This is a genomic window from Ruegeria sp. BHSA123, assembly GCF_059613425.1.
On the sequence record NZ_JBXWSL010000014.1, the window covers coordinates 70,180 to 90,276 of the forward strand.

Below are 20,097 nucleotides of genomic sequence, written 5' to 3' on the forward strand. Positions count from 1 at the left end.
GGTTCAGTATTTCCGGAAGGCTTGCGGCATGACCACATCTGATAATGGTGACGAACCTTTGGCCGAAAAGTGGGCCGAACGTCTTGCTGGTCTACTGGAGAAACCCTGGCTGCGCATCGCGATACCGGTCGTTATTACCGGGATTGCCCTTTCGGTTTTGCACGATCTGTCGGCCCATGTGAAATGGTCGGATGTCCAGACAGATATTTCGGCGACATCATGGAAGTTGATGTTTTTTGCGATGTGCTGGACAGCGTTCAGCTTTTTGTCGCTGTCGCTCTATGATGTGTTCGCGGTACAAAGCGTGGCGGATGGCAAGGTGCCGTTACCTGTGGCGGGGATGGCCGGAGCCAGTGGATACGCGGTGTCGAACTGCCTTGGATTTTCCTACATCACCGGAACCGCAATCCGGTATCGGATATACGCGTCGCTTGGCTTGGATCTTGGCCGGGTGGCTGGTGTAATCGCAACCTCATGGGTGGCGTTCTGGATGGGTCTGATCCTGATTTTGGGCCTGTTGCTGACCCTGCACCCGGATGGAATATCCAAGGTGATGCCCGTCAGCGAAACGGTCGAAACCACCATAGGATTGTGCTTGCTGGTTGCATTTGTCGCGATGTTCATTTGGCTGTCCAGCGGTGGCCGACGGTTGGCTGTTGCAGGTGTCGGTTTCGATTTGCCCGGAGGCAAACTGGCGGGCCTGCTGACGTTGGCTGCCATCGGCGACCTGTTTGGCGCATCCATGGCGCTTTACGTACTGATGCCGGATGATTTGGGGGTTGGGTACCCGTATTTCTTCACCATCTATATCGCTGCCATTGCCGTTGGAATCCTGAGCCATGCGCCGGGCGGGATCGGCGTGTTTGAGGCGACATTGATTGCCGGTCTGGGGGCGTCGGGTCGTTCGGATGTGATTGCTGCGTTGCTGCTTTACCGGGTGGTTTACACTTTTTTGCCATTTGCAGTCGCCAGCCTTTCCATTGCCGTTGCATCGGTCTTGACCCAAAGACACATGATCGGCGGTGCCGCGGTTTGGGTCTATCGTGTGATCCGCCCCATGGTTCCAATGGTCGCGGCCGGGGTTGCCGCAGTGGCCGGGGTGATCTTGCTGGTGTCGGGCGCGCTGCCAGCGGGGGCGCAAAAGCTCGGCACGCTGAAAGATCTGCTGCCCCTGTCATTTGTCGAGGCTTCGCATCTTGCAGGCAGCGTCGTAGGCGTATTGCTGTTGCTGGTCTCGCGCGGGTTGTTCCGCAAGCTCTACAGGGCATGGGTCGTTGCGATGGTGTTGATGGGGGCGGGATTCTTTGCTTCGCTTGCAAAGGGGCTCGACATCCACGAAGCGCTTTCGATGCTGGGAACGATTGGTCTGCTGGCCATGTTTCGCGGTGCGTTCTACCGGGTCAGTGGCGCGTCGATATTTCGGTTGAACATCCCATGGCTGATCAGTGTCGTAGTTCTGCTGGCGGTGATTTTCTGGATCGGGCTGTTTGCATATTCGCATGTCGAATACCAAAATGATCTGTGGTGGCAGTTTGCTTGGAACGGTGACGCCTCGCGCTTTTTGCGGTCCAGCCTTGTCGTGGCCGTGATCGTGGGCATTGTTGCCATGAACTCTCTGTTCGGGCGTGAGATTCCGACACCACAGCGGGTTGAAATCCCAGAGGTTGTCGAGCGGCTAGTGATGGAGAGTGAGGATACGGAATCCCAAATCTCGCTTACCGGTGACAAGCAATTCCTGATCTCACCGGATGAGACCGCGTTTATTGCCTACGCCGACACAGGCAATGCGCTGATTTCGAAAGGAGAACCGGTTGGTGACGAGGGTGCCGGGCAGCAACTGATTTGGCAGCTTCGGGAAATGGCGGATCGCGAAGGTAAACTTTGCGCGTTCTACAGTGTCTCGACCAAATATCTGCCAACTTTTCTGGATCTTGGACTGTCGATCCTGAAAATTGGCGAGGTTGCGCGGGTTTCTTTGCACGATTTCTCGCTGGACGGAAAGTCGCGCAAGCGGTTCCGGCAAGCCAAGAACCGTGCTGAACGCGAAGGATATGTGTTCGAGATTGTTCCGAAGGAAGAACTGGCGCCTCTGTTGTCAGATTTGCGTGGGATTTCAGACCGCTGGCTTGCGCAAAAGGCCGGTGCAGAAAAGGGCTTTGCGCTGGGTGGATTTGATGATCAATACCTGTCCTATTTCGATCATGCGATCCTGCGTGATGGCAACACCGGCAAGATCATGGCCTTTGCCAACCTGTTCCAAGGGGGAAATAAATCCGAGTTATCACTGGACCTTATGCGCTATGAACCCGATAGCCCAAGTTTCGTCATGGACGCTCTTTTCGCCGACATGATGGATTGGGGTGCGCAGCAGGGTTTTCACTGGTTTTCACTGGGTGCCGCACCGTTCTCAGGGATTGAGAACCGTCAGCTTGCCTCGCTTTGGAACCGGATCGGAGGGTTCGTTTACGAACATGGCGAACAGTTCTACCATTTTGAGGGTCTTCGTGCGTTCAAGCAGAAGTTCGATCCGGAATGGAGCCCGAATTATCTGGCTAGCCCCGGCGGGTTGGCCGCGCCCCGCATCCTCTATGAGGTCAATATCCTGATCTCGGGCGGGTTGCGCGGGTTAACCAAGTAGCACCTAATTCAGGCTTGCGCGGGTTGGGGTTTTCTGCAGCAGATCGCCCCAATCCGTGCGATAGGCCATCTCGGCCAGAACGGTTTCAGGTAGGAATTCCTGATTTTGCCGGATCTGCCATCCGCCGCCCAGGCCCTTGTAAACCGCGACCAGGTTGCTGGATACCTGCTGCCGCGCCTCGATCAGGTTGGCCTGTGATCGCAATAGCGCGGTCTGGGTGTTCAGAACACGCGAATAATCGGCAATGCCGTCTGTATACTGGTTGACGGCGATTTCGGCAGCTTTGCGTGAGGCGTCGACGCTTTGCTGATAGAACCCGACCTGCTTACGTGCCTGCGCATAAGCGACCATGGCACTTTCAACTTCGGAATAAGCGGTCAGCACAGTGTTCTGATAATTCGCAATCAGCGCCTGGTAAGCGGCGTCTTGCGCGCGAACATTGTTCTTGATGCGGCCATAGTTCAGCACATTCCAGACCACACCAGCACTGGCCAATCCGGTTGTGCTGCCACCGCCGAACAGATCGCGCCCGCCGGATGCCTGCAGACCGATCGCGCCCGACAGGATAAATTGGGGATACAGGTCCGCCATCGCGATGCCCACCTGTGCTGATTGCGTGGCTGCCGCCAGTTCAGCCGCGCGCACATCCGGGCGGCGGCGCAGCAATTCAGCGGGAACGCCCACAGCCACATTTGCTCGGGCCGATGGAATGCGTCCGGTATTGCCCAACAGACCGGTCATGCGTGAAGGTGTCGTGCCCAACAACACCGCAAGCGCGTTCTTGGTCTGTTGCAGGTCGCTTTCCAGTTCCGGTACCAGCGCCTTAGTGTTGTTCAGTAGGGCGGTGGACTCTTGCACGTCCAGTTCCGTGGTGACGCCATTGTTGAACCGCAGCTGAGTCAGGTCTGCCGAGTCCTGCTGCAATTTGATGTTCTCGCGCGCAATTGCCAGCGTCTCCTGCAACGCCCGGATATTGACGTAAAGCGCGGCGACGTCCCCTGTCAGCGTAACCAATGCGTCGTCGTAATTCGCCACTTGCAGGGCCAGGTTGGATCGCGCCGCCTGAACACCGCGCCGCTGGGCACCCCAGACGTCCAGCTCCCACTGGGCATCGAAGCCGACTTGCGAGGTCGAGAATTCGGTATCCAGCGGGATGACGCGATTAACATCCGAAATCGGCCCCAGATTGTCACTGATCTGGCGCCGTTCAAGCGAGCCGCCAATGGCCTGCGACTGCGGGTAAAGCTCGCCAAAGGCGATACCCAGTTGTGCACGGGCCTGCAAAACCCGCGCGCCAGCGACCTGAAGTGTCAGGTTCTGGGCGTAGGCCTCGGCAATCAGTTTGTTGAGGGTAGGATCATTGAATGTTTGCCACCATTTCACGACAGGCGCACTGCGCGACGTCAGCCCGCTTTGACCGGCGCTGGTGTTGTTGACCTCAATCCACTGTTTCACGACCGGTGAGTTGGGGCGCACGAAATCCGGCCCAACGGGTGTGCAGGCCGCGAGAGTGGCGGCACAAATGGCGGTTCCCAACAACCTGCGGAGTGTCATGGCGCGCATCCTCAGATATCCAGAGGTCGGATGAAGTTGGCGAAGGAATAGAGACGGATGTTGATACGCCTCAGAAACTCAAAACTTTTGCCTTGGCCTGTATAGATCGCCACTGCGGCATGACCACCTGCTGGGAAAATGTGGTCTTCCGGAACATCGACGGTGATCTGGACCGCAATCCGACCGGGCAGTTTGGGCAGCTCGAAACCGGGCAGGCGGCCCGACGGGATGAGTTGCCCCTGCCGGGTGGCCCACCAGATCGCTTCGACCTTGCCCGTCAGGATTTCACCGGGATAAAGATCAAGTGCAACTTCGACCTCTTGCCCCGGCTCGACAAATTTCAGGTTCTGCTGGCGGAACGTGGCAAGGATATAAGGGCTTTCATCAGTCACAAAGCTGGCAATCGCACCCAATCGGACGTCACCGACTACCAATCCGGGGCGAGCCTGCTGTGAGACGATCATGCCATTTTCAGGCGCATAGATTGTTGTGTTTTCCAGAAAATATTCGGCTTCGGCCAATTGCGCCTGCGCCTGAAGGATACCGGTGTTCACGCCGTCAATCTGCGATTGCAGCGCCAGCTGAGCCTTGGCCAGGTTCGCCTCGGCCTGTTTAACGGCGGCCTGATCTTCCGTCACCTGTTCGTTCCAACGGTCGAGGTCGTCCTGACGGGCACCTCCGGCGGGAACAAGGTTCTCATACCGCGCCTGTTGGGTTTGCGCATAAGCCAGTTGTGCATTGGCCCGTTCGACAGCTTCGGTCGACGCGATAACATCCTGTTCAAGGATTTTGGCATTCTGCGCTGCCGCCACCAACTGGGCCTGTGCATTATCGACCGCCAGCGAAAACACCGTATCGTCGAACCGATAAAGCGGATCGCCCTTTGTGACCGGTGTGTTCGGTTCAACAAGAACCTCGGACAGGATCGTCGGCTGTGTCAGCTTTGGGATGATCTGTATGGTCGAACGCACCACGTGGCTGTCTGCCGAAAACGGCTGAAAGAAGCGCAACGCCACAAGGAAGATCAGCAGCAGATGTGCGCCCACCCAGAACGAAACAATGCCCCAGGCAATGTTAAACTTCAGCCATTCCAGCTTGAAGAAAATGAGCCAGACGAAAATGATGTAGAACAGAGTGATGCCGAGGGCGACGAACATAGGTATTAGGGTCCTTCGGTCTTAACTGGGTTGTGTGTCGTCTGTGTCCAGACGATTCTGGTATTCGGGTTTGACCTTGCCGCCCAAGCGTTTGATTTCATCGCGAATGGCATCTTTTTCCTCGTCCGGGCCGCGGCGAATATCGACCGTGACGCCATCGTGAAAAGCCCACATGAAGGCGTGTACCCAGGGCACGACAGCCAAGAACCCCATCCATCCCATGATCTTTACAGCTTCGGCGTGGGGATGATTGCGTTTGATCGCGATCCGCCCCGGAAGGCCCATAATGAAAAGGAACAGCGCCATAACTGCTGCAAGCAGCAGGATCAGCGCGGCCAATGTCAGATAGTCATAATAGCCCAGCGGCTGGCCCAGTAGTCCCATGCGTGTGCCTCCATCAGGGGAAGGTTAGGGTATCCTCAGTCATTCGCTTTCAGTTCGTCAATCAACTTGTAGTCGGTGGGCGGGTCATCACAAATGCCCGGTCCGCATTCCAGCAGAGTTGAACCGGCGTTCAGCACGGCCAGTGCCAGCATGACAAAGAAGGCGGTTTTTGCCAGCTTGTTTCCCCCAAATCGTACCTCGCTGGTCGCGCCCGAGACATATTGGCGATCAAACAGCAGCATGAACGACGTACCCAGCAGGACTAGGAAAAAGGCGATGCCCGCCCAAGTGTAATAATGCAGCCCAAGAACGGGCGATCCATAGTGGCCGGTTCCCGGCACAATGTGCAACAGGATTTGCCGGATCGAAACACTGCCGCCATACAAAGCTGCAATCAGCATGATGGCATAGTGCTGCGGTCGCGCGCCATACAGCAGGTTCAAGCCCAGCCCGACGCCGACAGCAACAAAGCCGACACGCTGCAACAGGCAAAGCGGGCAAGGCAGTTCGTAAAGGAAAAGTTGATAAAAAAACGCCAGCGCCAGAACGAGACAGACGGCCAACATTCCGATCGCGTTAAATGTTCGTGACAGTTCAGGTGTCATGACGAGGCCCTCAAAGCTGAATTGTCAGCTGACTGGTGGCGTGGAATTTCAACCAGTAGACACTCAGGGCAATTGTAACAAAGAACAGCGCATTGCCTGCCTTCGTCATGTTGAAATAGTTGAGCCCCATCGTGGCGGTAAGTAGTGCAAATAAAAGCGCAATCATGGCCCGGTGCTCCCCTCCCGTGCACATATCTTTATGCAGACGATAGTGTCAGGCCGGGTGGCATCTGGCAAGCGACGTGGTAATTTTGAGACTATTCTTAATGTCCGCTAGTTACACAGTACGATGTCCGTTTGCCATTCCTGACTGCGCAGGTGCAGATCGCCAGGTAACGGCGCATCAGTGTAGATCGCGTCTATTTCAGCCAAGGAAGTGATGCGCGCCGGGGCCGAGCGGTGAAACTTTGAATGGTCGGCAACCAGAAAAGTTCGGCGTGCCTGCGCAATGATGGTCTGGCTGACTTGTACCTCCTGAAAGTCGAAGTCCAGAAGATCGCCGTCAGTGTCCAAAGCTGAACAGCCGATCACGGCAAGATCAAATTTGAATTGCCGAATGGTCGAAACAGTCAGGGTCCCGATCAACCCGCCGTCTGTGCGCCGCAGGACGCCTCCAGCCATGACGACCTCACAATCCGGGTTCTCAATCAGAATGTTTGCGACATTCATGTTGTTGGTCACAACCATCAGGTTCTTGTGGTGCAGCAATTGCCGCGCCACGGCCTCGGTCGAGGTCCCGATGTTCATGAAGATCGACGCACCGTCGGGGATATCGGTGGCGCAAGCCTGTGCAATACGGGTTTTGGCGTCGGAATTCAGGGCGCGGCGGTCTTCATATCCGATGTTGGAAACGCCCGAGCGCAGAACCGCGCCGCCATGCACCCGATCCAGTTTACCTGTCTCGGCCAGCTCGGTCAGGTCGCGCCGGATCGTCTGGACCGTGACACCAAATCTTTCGGCCAACCCGTCAACGGTGACGCGGCCTTCGGCCCCGGCAATGTCCAGAATGTCAGATTGGCGGAAAGACAGGGACATGGGTGTTTCCAGACTTGAAGTGTTTCTTTTCGTTTTTGTTCTTTCTGGCCGGTTTTGCAAGAACGGCATGCGAAAATTTCAGATCAGTGTTGCAAAACGAAAAAATTCGAACATAAACATTGACCATACGAAGGATGTTCTGGCAAATGCCTATCATCCATCCTGACAAGGAATCATTGGCATGCAGTCAGCGGACGTTCAGATAACGGACCTTTTTATCATCGGTGGCGGGATCAATGGTTGCGGCATCGCACGGGATGCTGCTGGTCGCGGGCTGTCAGTTTCTTTGGCAGAGATGAATGATCTGGCTTCAGCGACGTCATCAGCCTCGACCAAATTGTTTCATGGCGGGTTGCGCTATCTGGAATATTTCGAAATCCGTCTGGTCCGTGAGGCCCTGATCGAGCGTGAAACCCTGTTGCGCGCGATGCCGCATATCAGCTGGCCGATGCGCTTCGTGCTGCCATACCATAAGGACATGCGGTTTGACTCGGAAACGCCGACCTCACGGCTGCTCAGCACGGTCATGCCGTGGATGCGCGGGCGGCGTCCGGCCTGGCTGATCCGGTTGGGTTTGCTCATGTATGACAATCTGGGTGGTCGCAAAATTCTGCCGGGCACCACGTCGCTGAACCTGCGATCGGCTCCGGAAGGGGCCCCACTACAGGACAAATTCGAAACGGCTTATGAATATTCCGACTGCTGGGTCGAAGATTCGCGGTTGGTGGTCCTGAATGCCCGCGACGCCGAGGCGCGCGGTGCGCAGATCATGGTGCGAACCGAAGTGATTTCCGCCGAGCGGGTGGACGACCTTTGGCAGGTATCCATTCGCGATCGCGACGGCGGCGAAACCCGTCTTGTCCGGGCCAGAATGCTGATCAATGCAGGTGGCCCTTGGGTCGGGGACATCATCCAGTCCAAGATCCGTGTGAACTCACGCGAGGGTGTTCGGCTTGTTCGGGGCAGCCATATTGTGACACCCCGGCTGTATGACCACGACAAGTGCTATTTTTTTCAGGGCGAAGACGGCCGCATCATTTTCTCCATTCCTTACGAGCAGGATTTTACCCTGATCGGCACAACGGATCAGGATCACCCGGACCCTGACACGAAACCCGTCTGTACTGAGGCCGAGCAGGAGTATCTGTGCACTTTCGCATCGAAGTATTTCAAGCGCACTGTGACCCGCGAAGATGTTGTGTGGACCTATTCCGGTGTGCGGCCGCTTTATGACGACGGTGCCAGCAGTGCCACCGCTGCAACGCGGGACTACACGCTGAAAGTCGATGCGCAGGGTGGGGCGCCTGTATTGAACGTGTTTGGCGGCAAGATCACCACCTATCGACGGCTCGCGGAAAGTGCTCTGGAGAAGATTGGTAAATTCTTTCCGAATATGCCGGGCCCCTGGACCGCCGGTGTTGCGCTGCCGGGCGGTGACTTTCCGGTTGACGCTGTTGAAGCCCTGACTGATCAGCTTTTGGCCGCGTATCCGTTTCTGGGTGCCGCCTGGGCTACACGCCTAATCAGGGCCTATGGAACTGAAGCAGCAGATGTCCTTGGGGATGCGCAGCAGTTGTCTGATCTGGGCGAGGATTTTGGCGCAACACTGACCGCGCGGGAAGTCGCGTGGCTGATCGACAAGGAATATGCCAGAACCGCCGAAGATGTCGTCTGGCGGCGCAACAAGCTGGGCCTGCGAATGAGTGCCGAGCAGATCGCGCGGATCGACGGTTGGATGGCTGAACGGCGGATCAGCAGCACGGCCTGATCCATCTTTCTATCCTCTTGGCGGGTGATCCGTGTTGTGCTAGCCGTTGGTTACGGTCGGCAGACACCGAGGCGTCGCTGCTCTTACCCAGAGTGCTAAACCTGCCAGTGAATTTGAAACTATCGCAACCATCCGGGCGTTGTTTCGTCAAGTCAGCGACCAACGATCGCGAAAAACGCCCGATATGGATTTGTGATGAGCAAAACTCCTGTACCGTTGCACGCCGATGATCTGACCGGATTCGTGCGCACCTTGTCCCAACAACTTGGCGACTCCAGCCCGTCGCACCTGACCCTGATGAATATGGTCGCCCGTTCCGCCGGGTTTCAGAACGTGCAACATATGCGCGCCACCAGTGCCGCTGCCAGGCGGATTGAGGCCCGCCCGAAACAACTGGCTGCTGACATGCGTACGGTTGAGCGTACATTGCACCTGTTCGATGAGCAGGGCAGGCTTCGGCAATGGCCGTCAAAAAGATCTGTGCAGACTTTGTCCTTGTGGGGGCTCTGGTCTGCGGTACCGGCTGCTGCGGTGCTGCAAGAGGGTGACGTCAACGCGTTCCTCAATGCCGAACACTGTTTTGATGACCCTGCAACCCTGCGCCGGACCATGATCTCCTGTGGGCTGCTGACACGGAACCGGGATGGATCGGATTATCGCCGGGTCGAGCAGGCACCGACACCAGAGGCAAAGGTGGTGATCCGCGAAATCTCTGAACGGCGGCGGGGAAGATCAGACTAACGCCAGAAAAAGCCCCGCTGATGTGCGGGGCTTTGATTGGATCAGGCCGCTTCTTTTGACGGGCCGGGATCGTTTTTGCTGCCTTTCAGCCACTCGCGCATGCTTTGCATCAGGGCGTAGAGGACAGGCACCACGATTACGCCAACCAGCGTCGCGGCCAACATGCCACCGAACACGGCGACACCGATGGCTTTTTGGCTGGCCGCGCCCGCACCATTGGCAGCCAGCAGCGGTACGACCCCCAGCAGGAAAGACAGGGCGGTCATCATGACAGCGCGGAAACGCTGATGAGCGGCCTCGACGGCTGCTTCCTTGATCGATAGACCCTTGGCGCGTTGTTCCATTGCGAACTCAACGATCAGAATGCCGTTCTTCGAAGCCAGGCCCACCAGCATGATCATACCGATCTGCGTATAGAGGTTTATGTCACTGCCAACGATGGCAACCGCAGCCACCGCCCCGAACAAGGCCACGACCACAGACAGCAGGATCGAGACCGGCATAGTCCAGCTTTCATACTGTCCCACCAGAAACAGGTAACCGAATAGGATGGCCAGCCCCAGAATGATGATCACCAGGCTGCCGGACGCCAACTGTTGTTGTGCCGTTCCCGTCCATTCGAACGAGTATCCCGGCGGCAGGGCCGAAGCAGAAACCTCTGTCATCGCGGTGATCGCATCGCCGCTGGACAGGCCCGGTGCCGGTACCGCCGTCACCGTTGCCGATCGGAACAGGTTATGCCGCTTCAGCAGAACCGGCCCCAATACGTTTTCCACGTCAATCAGGGTACCCAGTGGCACCATGTCGCCTTTCTGTGAACGCACATAGAGGCTGGCAATGTCATCGACATTATCGCGATAGCTGCCTTCCGCCTGGATCATTACGCGATAGACGCGACCAAACAGGTTGAAGTCGTTGACATAATATGACCCCAGCTGGGCCTGCATAGTCTGGAAAATCTCAGCCACCGAGACGTCCAGTGTCTTGGCTTTCTCACGGTCCAGATCCACGAACAGCTGCGGAACATTGGCACGGAATGTCGTATAGGCCTGTCCGATCTCGGGTCGCTGGTTGGCCGAATAGACAAACGATCCCACAGCCGATGCCAGATCCTGCGGTGAACCGCCGCCGGTTTGCTGCACCTCCATCTCGACCCCGGCCGACATGCCGAGACCCTGAATTGGTGGCGGGTTGAAGGCAACGGTCGAGGCTGCGGTCTCATTATTCGCGATGGCCAGCACCTTAGCTAAAATGGCTTCGGCGCTCAGGTCTTCCTCCTGCCGTTCGCTCCAGTTGTCGAGGTTCACGAAGATCGCAGCGCCGTTGGTGATTGTGCCGTTCAGCAATGAGAAGCCATTGATCAGAACGGTGCTGGACACACCCGGAATCTCGCGTATCTGGTCATCAAGGCGCTTTGTCACGGCCTCGGTCCGTTCCAGCGTCGCGGCGTCAGGCAGTTGCACGTCAACAAAGAGATAACCATTGTCTTCCAGCGGGATAAACCCAGCTGACGTGTTCGACATGATTGCCCCTGTTCCCATGCCGAGCCCAACCACGATGGCCAGCGCGATAGCCGGAAAGACAAGCAGTTTGCGAACAATGGCGACATAGCCATTGCGAACGCCACCAATGAGATTTTCGAACAGCGCAAGCAGCCCCTTGGGTGGCCCCGAGCGGGCCTTAAGGACCAGCCCACACAGAGCGGGCGACAGTGTCAGCGCGTTGATGGATGAGATTACAACAGCGGTCGAGATCGTAACAGCGAACTGAGAGTACAGCCGCCCTGAGATACCCGGCATGAAGGTTACCGGTACGAACACCGCCAACAGAACCAGTGTGGTCGCGATGACGGGGCCGGTGATCTGCCCCATAGCCTTACGGGTGGCTTCGGCTGGGGGCAACCCCTCATCAGCGATGATGCGCTCGACGTTTTCGACCACGACAATGGCGTCATCAACCACGATACCGATGGCCAGCACCAGCGCAAACAGCGAGATCGTGTTCAACGACATGCCGAAGGCCAGCAAGAAAGCAAACGTGCCGATCAGTGAGACCGGGATGGCAACCGCCGGAATGATCGTCGCGCGCCAACTTCCCAGGAACACAAAAACGACCGAGATCACGAGGGTAAAGGTCAGGATCAGTGTCGATACGACGTCATTCAAAGAAGCTTCGACAAAGTCTGTCGTGTTAAAGGGGACATCATATTCGACATCTGTGGGGAATGCGCGGGACAGCCGCTCCAGTTCCGCCTGCACGCGCTCTGAAACGGCCAGGGCGTTTGCGCCGGGGGCCTGATAGATACCGATCACGGTGGCGGGCACGGACTGAAAATAACCGGACGCCGAGTAAAACTGTGCACCAAGCTCAACCCGGGCGATGTCCCTTACGCGGACAATTGCGCCGGCATCTCCGGTACGGATCACGATGTTGCCAAATTCTTCGGCTGACGTCAGTCGCCCTTTGGACTTGATCGTGTATTGAAAGGTCTGGCCTTCGGGAACAGGCGGTGCACCAATCGAGCCTGCGGACACTTCGATATTCTGTTCGCGGATCGCGTTGATCACATCGCCTGGTGTGATGGACAGGGCTGCCATCTTGTCCGGGTCCATCCAGACCCGCATGGCGTATTCCAGGTTGGTCAGAACATCAGCCTTGCCCACGCCCTGCACACGCGCCAGCGCATCGCGCAGGTTGATCGAGGCATAGTTGGAAAGAAACACGCTGTCATAGGTGCCGTTGGGCGAGGTCAGCGTGACCAGCATCAGCATGTTGGTCGACGATTTTTGTGTGACAACGCCCGAAGATGTCACTTCGGCGGGCAACGACGACATTGCCTGCGCCACCCGGTTCTGCACGTTGACCGAGGCGATATCGGGGTCGGTGCCAACTTCGAAGGTTACGTCCAATGAATACGAGCCGTTGTCAGACGATCTGGACGTCATGTAGATCATGTCGTCCACACCGTTGACCTGCGCCTCGATCGGTGCGGCAACAGTGTTTTCCACTGTTTCCGCATTTGCGCCGGTATATTTGGTGGATACGTTGACGACGGGCGGGGTAATGTCAGGGAACTGCGCGACCGGCAGCACCAGATAGCCGATGCCACCCATGATGGTCAGTACCAGCGAGATGACAAACGCCAGCTTTGGCCGGCTAATGAACAGGGCTGAGAACATCGTTTATTCTCCCGGCTGTTCAGAAGCGACGACCGCGTCAACGGCCACGCCGGGGCGGACCCGTTGCAGGCCCTCGACAATCACGCTTTCGCCCTCACGCAAGCCTTCCGTAACGATGATGGCAGTACCTTCCGTGTTGCCTGTGGTGATGTATCGCTGCTCCACCATCTGTTTGTCGTTTACTACAAGAACAAAGTCACCACGCTGGTCGCGTTGCAGTGCAGCTTGCGGCACCAGAACTTGCAGGGTTGGTTGCAGCGCTTCAATCTGCACGTTCACGAATGCACCATCCAGGATCAAACGGTCGGCATTTTCGAACTGGGCGCGCATTGTGATCGCACCGGTCAACGGGTCGATACGATTGTCAACGAATACGATCCTGCCCGTTTCATCCAACTTGGTTCCATTTGGCAGCGTGATATGCACATTGGGGCTTTGCGGGCTGTCAGCAAGAGAGGCGGAATTTGCGCCAACGGTCTGAAGAACCGAAGTGAAGATTTTTTCGTTGAGCGAGAAATTCACATAGATCGGCGTCTCGCTGACAATGTTCACCAGCGGGGGGTTGGTCGGGCCTACCACATCGCCGACACTGGTGGTGATGCTGCCGATACGCCCATCAAAAGGCGCGTGGATCTGTGTATAGCTGAGGTCCAGTTCGGCCTGCTGGATCGCTGCATTTGCGGCCTTGACCTGAGCCTCGGCGACCAGTTCGTTTGCCCGCGCGATGTCACGTTCGGATTCAGGTGTCGCGTCGCGCTTGTAAAGCTCTTCCTTACGCGCCAGGTCAACCTTGGCCAACTCAAGATTTGCCTCGGCCCGGTTCAGATCAGCTTTTCGGGCCTCCAATGTCGCTTCGTAAAGGTCCGGTTCGATGGTGAACAACAGGTCGCCTTCTTTGACCGTTGCCCCATCCTCGACATTTCGGCTGTTGAGAAAACCGTTCACGCGGGCGACGATGTCGACCTTATTGATCGCCTGAGCGCGCCCTATGAAGGAAGCCTCGTCGGTGATTTCTTCGGTGTAGGCGGCCGCAATCGTAACTTTCGGTGCCGCTCCTTCGTCCTGTGCAGTTGCAGGTTGGGCCAGTCCCAGGGATATCAGCAATAATGCGGTGGCAATTGGATTGCGGGCCTGAGTTGGAAAAGGGAAAACTTGGGACATGGCGAAAGCCTCGTGCATTTCAGAAACAATTGGTGTCCATCCCGGCGGTCACAATCGCGCGAGTCGACAAAACTTGTTTGCAGGATGGCTTGTTTACCACGATTTCTCAAGCGCGATGAATCCCGAGGTGGTTCGCGATGACGCCAAAAATTTGAGCAAGTAAGCTGGTTTAGGTGTCGGCCCGTTCCGAGGTGCCGAACGAAAACAGGGGCCAACGGCCCCCGTTTGAGTATCCGAATATCAGGGTGGTCAGCCGCGTTTACCAGCGAATTTTGCCTGCCATTCTTCGCGCTGTTCGTCTGTGATCTTGGCGAACAGAACGTCTGGCACGGTAAGGTCGTGACCCGCGGGTAGCGCGTTCAACGCTGCGGCTACGTCTTCCGGCCAGCTGGTATCAAGCGTGTTCATGGCGCTTAGCATCTTGGCCGCAGCATCAGGGATGAACGGCGCGCTGAGCACGGCATAGAACCGGATCAGGTTCAGACCCAGACGCACCTGTGCAGCGGCTTGTTCGGGGTCTTCCTTGAAGGTTGACCACGGCGCCGCAGCTTGCAGGAATTCATTGCCAGCCACCCAGATGGCCCGCAGCTCCTGAGCCGATTTGCGGACGTCCATTGCTTCCATATGCGCCTCATAGGCGCGGACACGTTTGGTAAGTTCATCGATCAGAGCGTTCTCACGCTCGCCAAACTCACCGCCTTCGGGCACCACCTCACCGAATTTCGAGCGGCAGAACTTAGTGATGCGGCTGACGAAGTTGCCCAGAACATCGGCCAGATCCTTGTTCACGGATTGTTGGAAGTTCTCCCACGTGAACTCGCTGTCGCTGCTTTCCGGTGCATGGCTCAGCAGCCACCACCGCCAGTAGTCAGCTGGAAGAATCTCGAGCGCCTGATCCATGAAAACGCCACGACCCTGCGAGGTCGAGAACTGGCCGCCGTCGTAGTTTAGATAGTTGAAGGATTTCAGGTGGTCGACCATTTTCCACGGCTCGCCCGACCCGAGAATGGTGGCGGGGAAAGAAAGCGTGTGAAACGGCACGTTGTCCTTGCCCATGAACTGGACATAGCGCACATCGTTCGCGCCCTTGTCGGTGCGCCACCAGCGTTCCCACTCGGAATCGGGTTTCCCAGTGGAATCCGCCCATTCCTTGGCACAGGCGATGTATTCAATCGGCGCGTCGAACCAGACATAGAAGACCTTGCCTTCCATACCGGGCCAGTCCTGATCGCCTTTCTTGACCGGAACACCCCAGTCCAGATCGCGGGTGATCCCCCGGTCTTGCAACCCGTCGCCATCATGCAGCCACTTCTTGGCAATGGATGTGGTCAGGATCGGCCAGTCGGTTTTGCTGTCAATCCAGGCATCCAACTGATCCTTCATTGCCGATTGGCGCAGATAGAGGTGCTTGGTCTCACGCACTTCCAGATCGGTCGAGCCCGAAATGGCCGAGCGCGGTTCAATCAGGTCGGTTGGATCCAACTGCTTGGTGCAGTTTTCGCACTGGTCGCCACGTGCGTTCTCATACCCGCAATTGGGGCAGGTGCCCTCGATATAGCGGTCGGGAAGAAAACGACCATCCGCGTTGGAATAGATTTGCTTTTCCGTGACTTCACGGATCAACCCGGCCTCATCCAGTTTCCCGGCGAAATGTTGGGTCAGCTTTTTGTTCTGCTCGCTGGATGAACGGCCAAAGTGATCAAAGCTCATCCCAAAACGCTTGGCGATGTCGGCCTGAATTTCGTACATGTCCGCGCAATACTCGGCCACAGGCTTTCCAGCTTTAGCAGCGGCCAGTTCGGCCGGGGTGCCGTGTTCGTCGGTGGCACACAGGAACATGACCTCGTTTCCCCGGCCACGCTGATAGCGTGCATACAAGTCGGCAGGCAGTTGCGAGCCGATCAGGTTGCCGAGGTGCTTGATCCCATTGATGTATGGGATTGCCGAGGTGATGAGAATCCGAGCCATATTCCGTTTCCGCATATCTAACTGCGCGTTCGTCTAACCTATGTCACCGCTCAGCAAAAGCCCGGTTTCGTAGATGACTGGAATAACTCTGATTTGTGACGCGCCCCTGATGGGACGACCAAGCCGCCGATGGCCGTTGCAATACGGTCAGATTGTAGTCAGCCAATTCGCAGACTCTCCGCAATGCAGGGCTGCGGGCTCGCTTTTCATTCCTCGCGGGCGCGTTTCAGCAACCTTCCGACCGTAAAGGATGTACGCGGTGCGTAGACGTAATTGGTTCTTTCCGCGGGTGTTGGACGCGACCGCATTCGGGCCAGGCCGAAGCCGATCAGGAATACGTGGCCGACCGCGACAAATGCAAACAGCGCGCTGGGTCCAAAATCCTGGATCAGTGTTGATGTGATATAGGGTGACGCAATTGCCCCCAGCGCGTACCAGAACATCAGGGCGGCAGACAACTCGACCCTCTGCTCGGTTGTCGCAAAATCGTTGGCATGTGCGGATGACACCGAAAAGATCGGGAATGTCGTAAACCCAAAAAGCCCTGCTGCCAGCATGACACCGACAGTTCCCGTGTCGCTTGCCGCCATTGTGACCCCGCAGCTTAGTACCGCCGCGACCGAAAGCCAGATCAAGACCCAGCGCCGGTCGTACTTGTCAGCGAGCCACCCCATCGGATACTGCGCCAGTGCCCCGCCCAGAACGAAAGAAGCTAGGAAGAAGGCGATTTGATCCACTCCCAGCCCGACTTCCTGACCGTAGACGGGCCCGACCATTCGGAAAGATGCTGAGCTGAGTGCAGAAACAATGACGCCTGCTACGGCCAATGGCGAACTGTGCCACGCCAGTTTCGGGCGCAGGCGGGGGGCGTCAGGCGTCTTCGGTTGACTTGCGCGTGTCAGCGTCAGCGGCAGCAACGAGGCGCAGCACAGGATCGCCAAGAGGTTGTAGGATACATACGAGGCGGGTGGCAGGACAGCGATGATCAACTGAGCACTCAGCGAGGCACCCATATCGACGATGCGATAGGTGCCCATGGCTCGTCCACGTGTCTCATTGGTTACTTTTGCATTCAGCCAGGCTTCGATGACGGTATAACAGCCTGCCACACATGTGCCCGAGGCGATGCGCAGCGCCGCCCATACATAAGGATTGTCTGTCAGGGTGTGGCCGATCAACCCCATCGCGCCCAGCGCTGTGCATACGGCAAATGCGCGGGAATGCCCGACGCTGCCCATCAGTCGCGGCGCCCACCAGCAACCTATGAAAAAGCCAAGAAAATGCGCCGAACCCAGCATACCGATCTGTTCGGTCGAAAAGCTTAACGTGATCCCGGAGATGGCATCCAGTGGCCCGACGCCGCCTGTTGAAAGCTGAAGCAGAATGACCGACAGAAACAGGGCGGCAAATGAAATGATCGTGCGCATGGTTTTCTCAGATAGGCGGCGTCACCGGACAATGCGCGCAACTATTCGACTTTATCCAGTCGTTTTTTGCTTTTTGTCAGTCAGGTTGCTCGAATGATCTCGGCACGAATGTCCAGCCCAACATGTTGTCCTACCAGATCGGGATAACCCGAGGCACCGAAATCGTGCCGGTTCAAAGTCCCGATCAAACCTATGGACAGGCGGCTCAGGTCGTTCGCGGCTGTACCAGGCTGGCGGTACAGGTTGGCTTCCAAGGTTATGGAGTGCGTCAGACCTCGGATAGTCAGTTCTCCCTTGACACGAGCGCCATTCGAAATGCGCCCATCCGCCCCCAATTGAATGTCAGTCGAAACGAACTGAATTGTCGGATAGGTTTCGGCGTCCAATACACTGGGGCCGAGCATCGGCATGCGGGCAAAGGGCAAGCGGGTTCTGGCCTTGGTAACGTCCAGCACCACCGTGACCCGGCTGTTTTGCAGGCGTTGCGTGTCAATTTCCACGTTCGCGTCCCGGATCGGCATTGATCCGGTCTGGGGAATGCCGGAGAGGTCATAGGTAAACCCGACCCGGGTGCCGTTCGGTGACAAATTGTATGGCTTCAAGGCGGCCTGCACCGTATTCGCCAAAGGCAGAGCCGCCATCCCCGTAAGTACGAAGCGGCGGGTCAGGTGTGTCATGCCATGACCGTGTCCCGTCTGGGGCGGGATCTTTTGATCAACATCAGAACGATGGCAATGTTCAAGCCGTTCCAAAGAATGCCGTTGACGAAAGCCAGTTGGTAACTTCCGGTGACATCGTAAATCCAGCCTGACATCCAGCCACCAAGCGCCATGCCAAGAATTGTCATCATCATGACGAATCCGACTCGCGCGCCGGCTTCTTGCGGCGGCATGTATTCGCGGACAACCAAAGCGTAGCTGGGCACGATGCCACCCTGCGCCAGACCGAATAGCAAGCTGATCACATAAAGTGAGACCATCCCGTCATACGGCAGGAACAGGAACAGCGCGATGCACTGCAATACAGAGCCGATCAGAAGTGTCATGACGCCACCGAGACGGTCGGCCAACAGGCCCGAGACGATACGGCTGGCGACGCCGCCCAGTAGCATCAGCGATAGCATCTCAGCCCCCACTGCGGGGCCGTATCCCAGCCCGACGCAATACGACACGATATGGACCTGTGGCATGGACATCGCTACGCAACATCCAATGCCGGCCAGACCAAGAATGTACTGTAACACGCGTGGTGAAACACCGACACTGCGTGCGTTGATCCGGGCTGTGGCCGCGGCTGTGTCGTGCGCCTCGATTGGGACCTTGCGGCGCAACAACAAGGACAGGGGGATGACAACCAGCAACGTCAGAACCGCCAATGTCAGATAGACCTGTTGCCAGCCGTCGCGTGCCAGAATACCGGACAGCAGGGTGGGCCAGATTGCCCCGGACAGGTAATTCCCGCTGGCCACCAGAGCGACGGCGATTCCACGCCGTTTCATGAACCAGTGCGAGATATCGGCGATCAAGGGCCCAAATCCGATCGATGTTCCCAGCCCGACCAGCAGATGCGCCGCGGATAGTAGCGTTATATTCGGGGCCAGCGTTGCCAATAGATAACTGAAGGCGCTTAAAACAGCAGCGCCGATCAGGGCGCGTGTCACACCCAGCCGGTCCACCAGTTGCCCCAGCCACATATTGCCCAGCGCAAATCCAATCATCGTAAGTGTATATGGCATCGAGGCTTCGGCGCGACCGGCGCTGAATTCTGCTTCGACGGCGGGCATGACCACGATTACAGCCCACATTCCCACATTCGCCACAGTTGCGATGGCGAGCGTGATCAGAAGGCGTATCCAGGAATAGCGGCTGTCATGGATCGGATGGCTCATGCGGCGACGCTAGGGTGCGATCCGGAGTTTGGCCAGTCACATCTTGCGTGATCCTTGCGGCTTCACGTCAGAATGTCCTCTGTTTCAATGCGTTTCAGGTGCAGACCGGTGCGGGCAGCGGTCTGAGTGGCTTGCCAGCTGACCGGGGGCAGGGCGCGGGCGCGGCGGCGGGTCAGGGTCCAGTGCCTGGCATCCCCCTGATGGGCGGCGGCTATGTGCCAGCGTGTCTCAACCCCTTGTGCGCCGCCATCACCGGGCGTCAGCAGCAGGCCAAGCGGGGCATGGCCCATCGTGCCGCCTTGTTCTGCGGCCAGATGCATCCGCCGCACTGGTGTCAGCCCCGGCGCGCCGGGCAGGTCGCCTATGATCAGCGGGATGGCTCCGCTGCGCAGCGCCTCTTCAATACACCATAGCAGATCTTCGGCGCGGGTGGGATGGACGAACAGAAAACGCGCCGGATCAGCAAAGGCCATCATTCCGTCGGGATTCAGTTGGGCGGGCTCCCACGCGGGGGAAATCCACAGCACGGGCCCCTGTGTCTGACCGGCCAGCCAGATGGCAAAGCTGCGCCGGGCGGGGCCGCAAGCCTCGT

16 protein-coding genes are annotated in these 20,097 nt (G+C 57.4%); 3 read left to right on the forward strand and 13 right to left on the reverse strand.

Translation table 11 applies throughout. The features are described 5' to 3' along the window. Window positions 1-28 precede the first annotated feature (28 nt). Window positions 29-2,638 carry a bifunctional lysylphosphatidylglycerol flippase/synthetase MprF gene (gene mprF / locus AC2FNC_RS10125; RefSeq protein ID WP_496715221.1) on the forward strand — a complete coding sequence of 870 codons (2,610 nt, stop codon included), beginning with the start codon at window positions 29-31 and terminating at the stop codon, window positions 2,636-2,638. A gap of 3 nt (window positions 2,639-2,641) precedes the next feature. Here the strand turns inward: mprF and AC2FNC_RS10130 are convergent, their stop codons facing one another. From AC2FNC_RS10130 to AC2FNC_RS10155, 6 genes are all read right to left on the reverse strand, one after another. Next, a complete protein-coding gene (locus AC2FNC_RS10130) occupies window positions 2,642-4,192 on the reverse strand; it encodes an efflux transporter outer membrane subunit (RefSeq protein ID WP_496715222.1) in 1,551 nt (516 codons plus the stop codon). An 11-nt stretch (window positions 4,193-4,203) separates the two neighbouring features. After that, entirely contained in the window at window positions 4,204-5,349 is a 1,146-nt protein-coding gene (locus tag AC2FNC_RS10135) for an HlyD family secretion protein (protein ID WP_496715224.1), read from the reverse strand. Between the two features lie 21 nt (window positions 5,350-5,370). Beyond that, window positions 5,371-5,733 carry a DUF3302 domain-containing protein gene (locus AC2FNC_RS10140; RefSeq protein WP_480493356.1) on the reverse strand — a complete coding sequence of 121 codons (363 nt, stop codon included), beginning with the start codon at window positions 5,731-5,733 and terminating at the stop codon, window positions 5,371-5,373. A gap of 35 nt (window positions 5,734-5,768) precedes the next feature. Then, entirely contained in the window at window positions 5,769-6,338 is a 570-nt protein-coding gene (locus AC2FNC_RS10145; protein ID WP_480516744.1) for a disulfide bond formation protein B, read from the reverse strand. Between the two features lie 10 nt (window positions 6,339-6,348). Further along, window positions 6,349-6,504, reverse strand: coding sequence for a DUF5993 family protein (locus AC2FNC_RS10150; RefSeq protein ID WP_480493354.1), 156 nt, complete (start codon window positions 6,502-6,504; stop codon window positions 6,349-6,351). Between the two features lie 107 nt (window positions 6,505-6,611). Further along, window positions 6,612-7,373 (reverse strand): DeoR/GlpR family DNA-binding transcription regulator, encoded by a 762-nt coding sequence (locus AC2FNC_RS10155; RefSeq protein ID WP_496715226.1) that lies wholly within the window; start codon window positions 7,371-7,373, stop codon window positions 6,612-6,614. A 181-nt stretch (window positions 7,374-7,554) separates the two neighbouring features. On the opposite strand from AC2FNC_RS10155, the gene glpD reads away from it, so the two are divergent. Then, window positions 7,555-9,141, forward strand: coding sequence for a glycerol-3-phosphate dehydrogenase (glpD, locus tag AC2FNC_RS10160; RefSeq protein WP_496715227.1), 1,587 nt, complete (start codon window positions 7,555-7,557; stop codon window positions 9,139-9,141). A gap of 195 nt (window positions 9,142-9,336) precedes the next feature. Continuing rightward, window positions 9,337-9,882, forward strand: a complete 546-nt coding sequence (locus tag AC2FNC_RS10165; protein ID WP_480553305.1) for a DUF2087 domain-containing protein — start codon at window positions 9,337-9,339, stop codon at window positions 9,880-9,882. 41 nt (window positions 9,883-9,923) lie between these two features. Here AC2FNC_RS10165 and AC2FNC_RS10170 read toward each other — a convergent pair whose 3' ends face one another. The 7 genes from AC2FNC_RS10170 to AC2FNC_RS10200 form a co-directional block, all read right to left on the reverse strand. Further along, the gene (locus AC2FNC_RS10170) at window positions 9,924-13,061 is read right to left on the reverse strand and encodes an efflux RND transporter permease subunit (protein WP_480516750.1); all 3,138 of its coding nucleotides are present in this window, start codon (window positions 13,059-13,061) and stop codon (window positions 9,924-9,926) included. A 3-nt stretch (window positions 13,062-13,064) separates the two neighbouring features. After that, window positions 13,065-14,222, reverse strand: coding sequence for an efflux RND transporter periplasmic adaptor subunit (locus AC2FNC_RS10175; RefSeq protein ID WP_480516752.1), 1,158 nt, complete (start codon window positions 14,220-14,222; stop codon window positions 13,065-13,067). 249 nt (window positions 14,223-14,471) lie between these two features. Next, window positions 14,472-16,190: a methionine--tRNA ligase gene (gene metG / locus AC2FNC_RS10180; protein ID WP_480516754.1), complete on the reverse strand. Its 1,719-nt coding sequence runs from the start codon at window positions 16,188-16,190 to the stop codon at window positions 14,472-14,474. Window positions 16,191-16,396: 206 nt separating this feature from the next. Next, window positions 16,397-17,617, reverse strand: a complete 1,221-nt coding sequence (locus AC2FNC_RS10185; RefSeq protein WP_480472365.1) for an MFS transporter — start codon at window positions 17,615-17,617, stop codon at window positions 16,397-16,399. Between the two features lie 80 nt (window positions 17,618-17,697). Further along, window positions 17,698-18,294 carry a YceI family protein gene (locus AC2FNC_RS10190; protein WP_496715229.1) on the reverse strand — a complete coding sequence of 199 codons (597 nt, stop codon included), beginning with the start codon at window positions 18,292-18,294 and terminating at the stop codon, window positions 17,698-17,700. Further along, the gene (locus AC2FNC_RS10195; protein WP_480516760.1) at window positions 18,291-19,505 is read right to left on the reverse strand and encodes an MFS transporter; all 1,215 of its coding nucleotides are present in this window, start codon (window positions 19,503-19,505) and stop codon (window positions 18,291-18,293) included. The genes AC2FNC_RS10190 and AC2FNC_RS10195 overlap by 4 nt, the downstream gene beginning before the upstream one ends. A 62-nt stretch (window positions 19,506-19,567) precedes the next feature. Continuing rightward, window positions 19,568-20,097 (reverse strand): ImuA family protein (locus tag AC2FNC_RS10200; protein WP_496715230.1); only part of this gene is annotated, 530 nt, incomplete at its 5' end.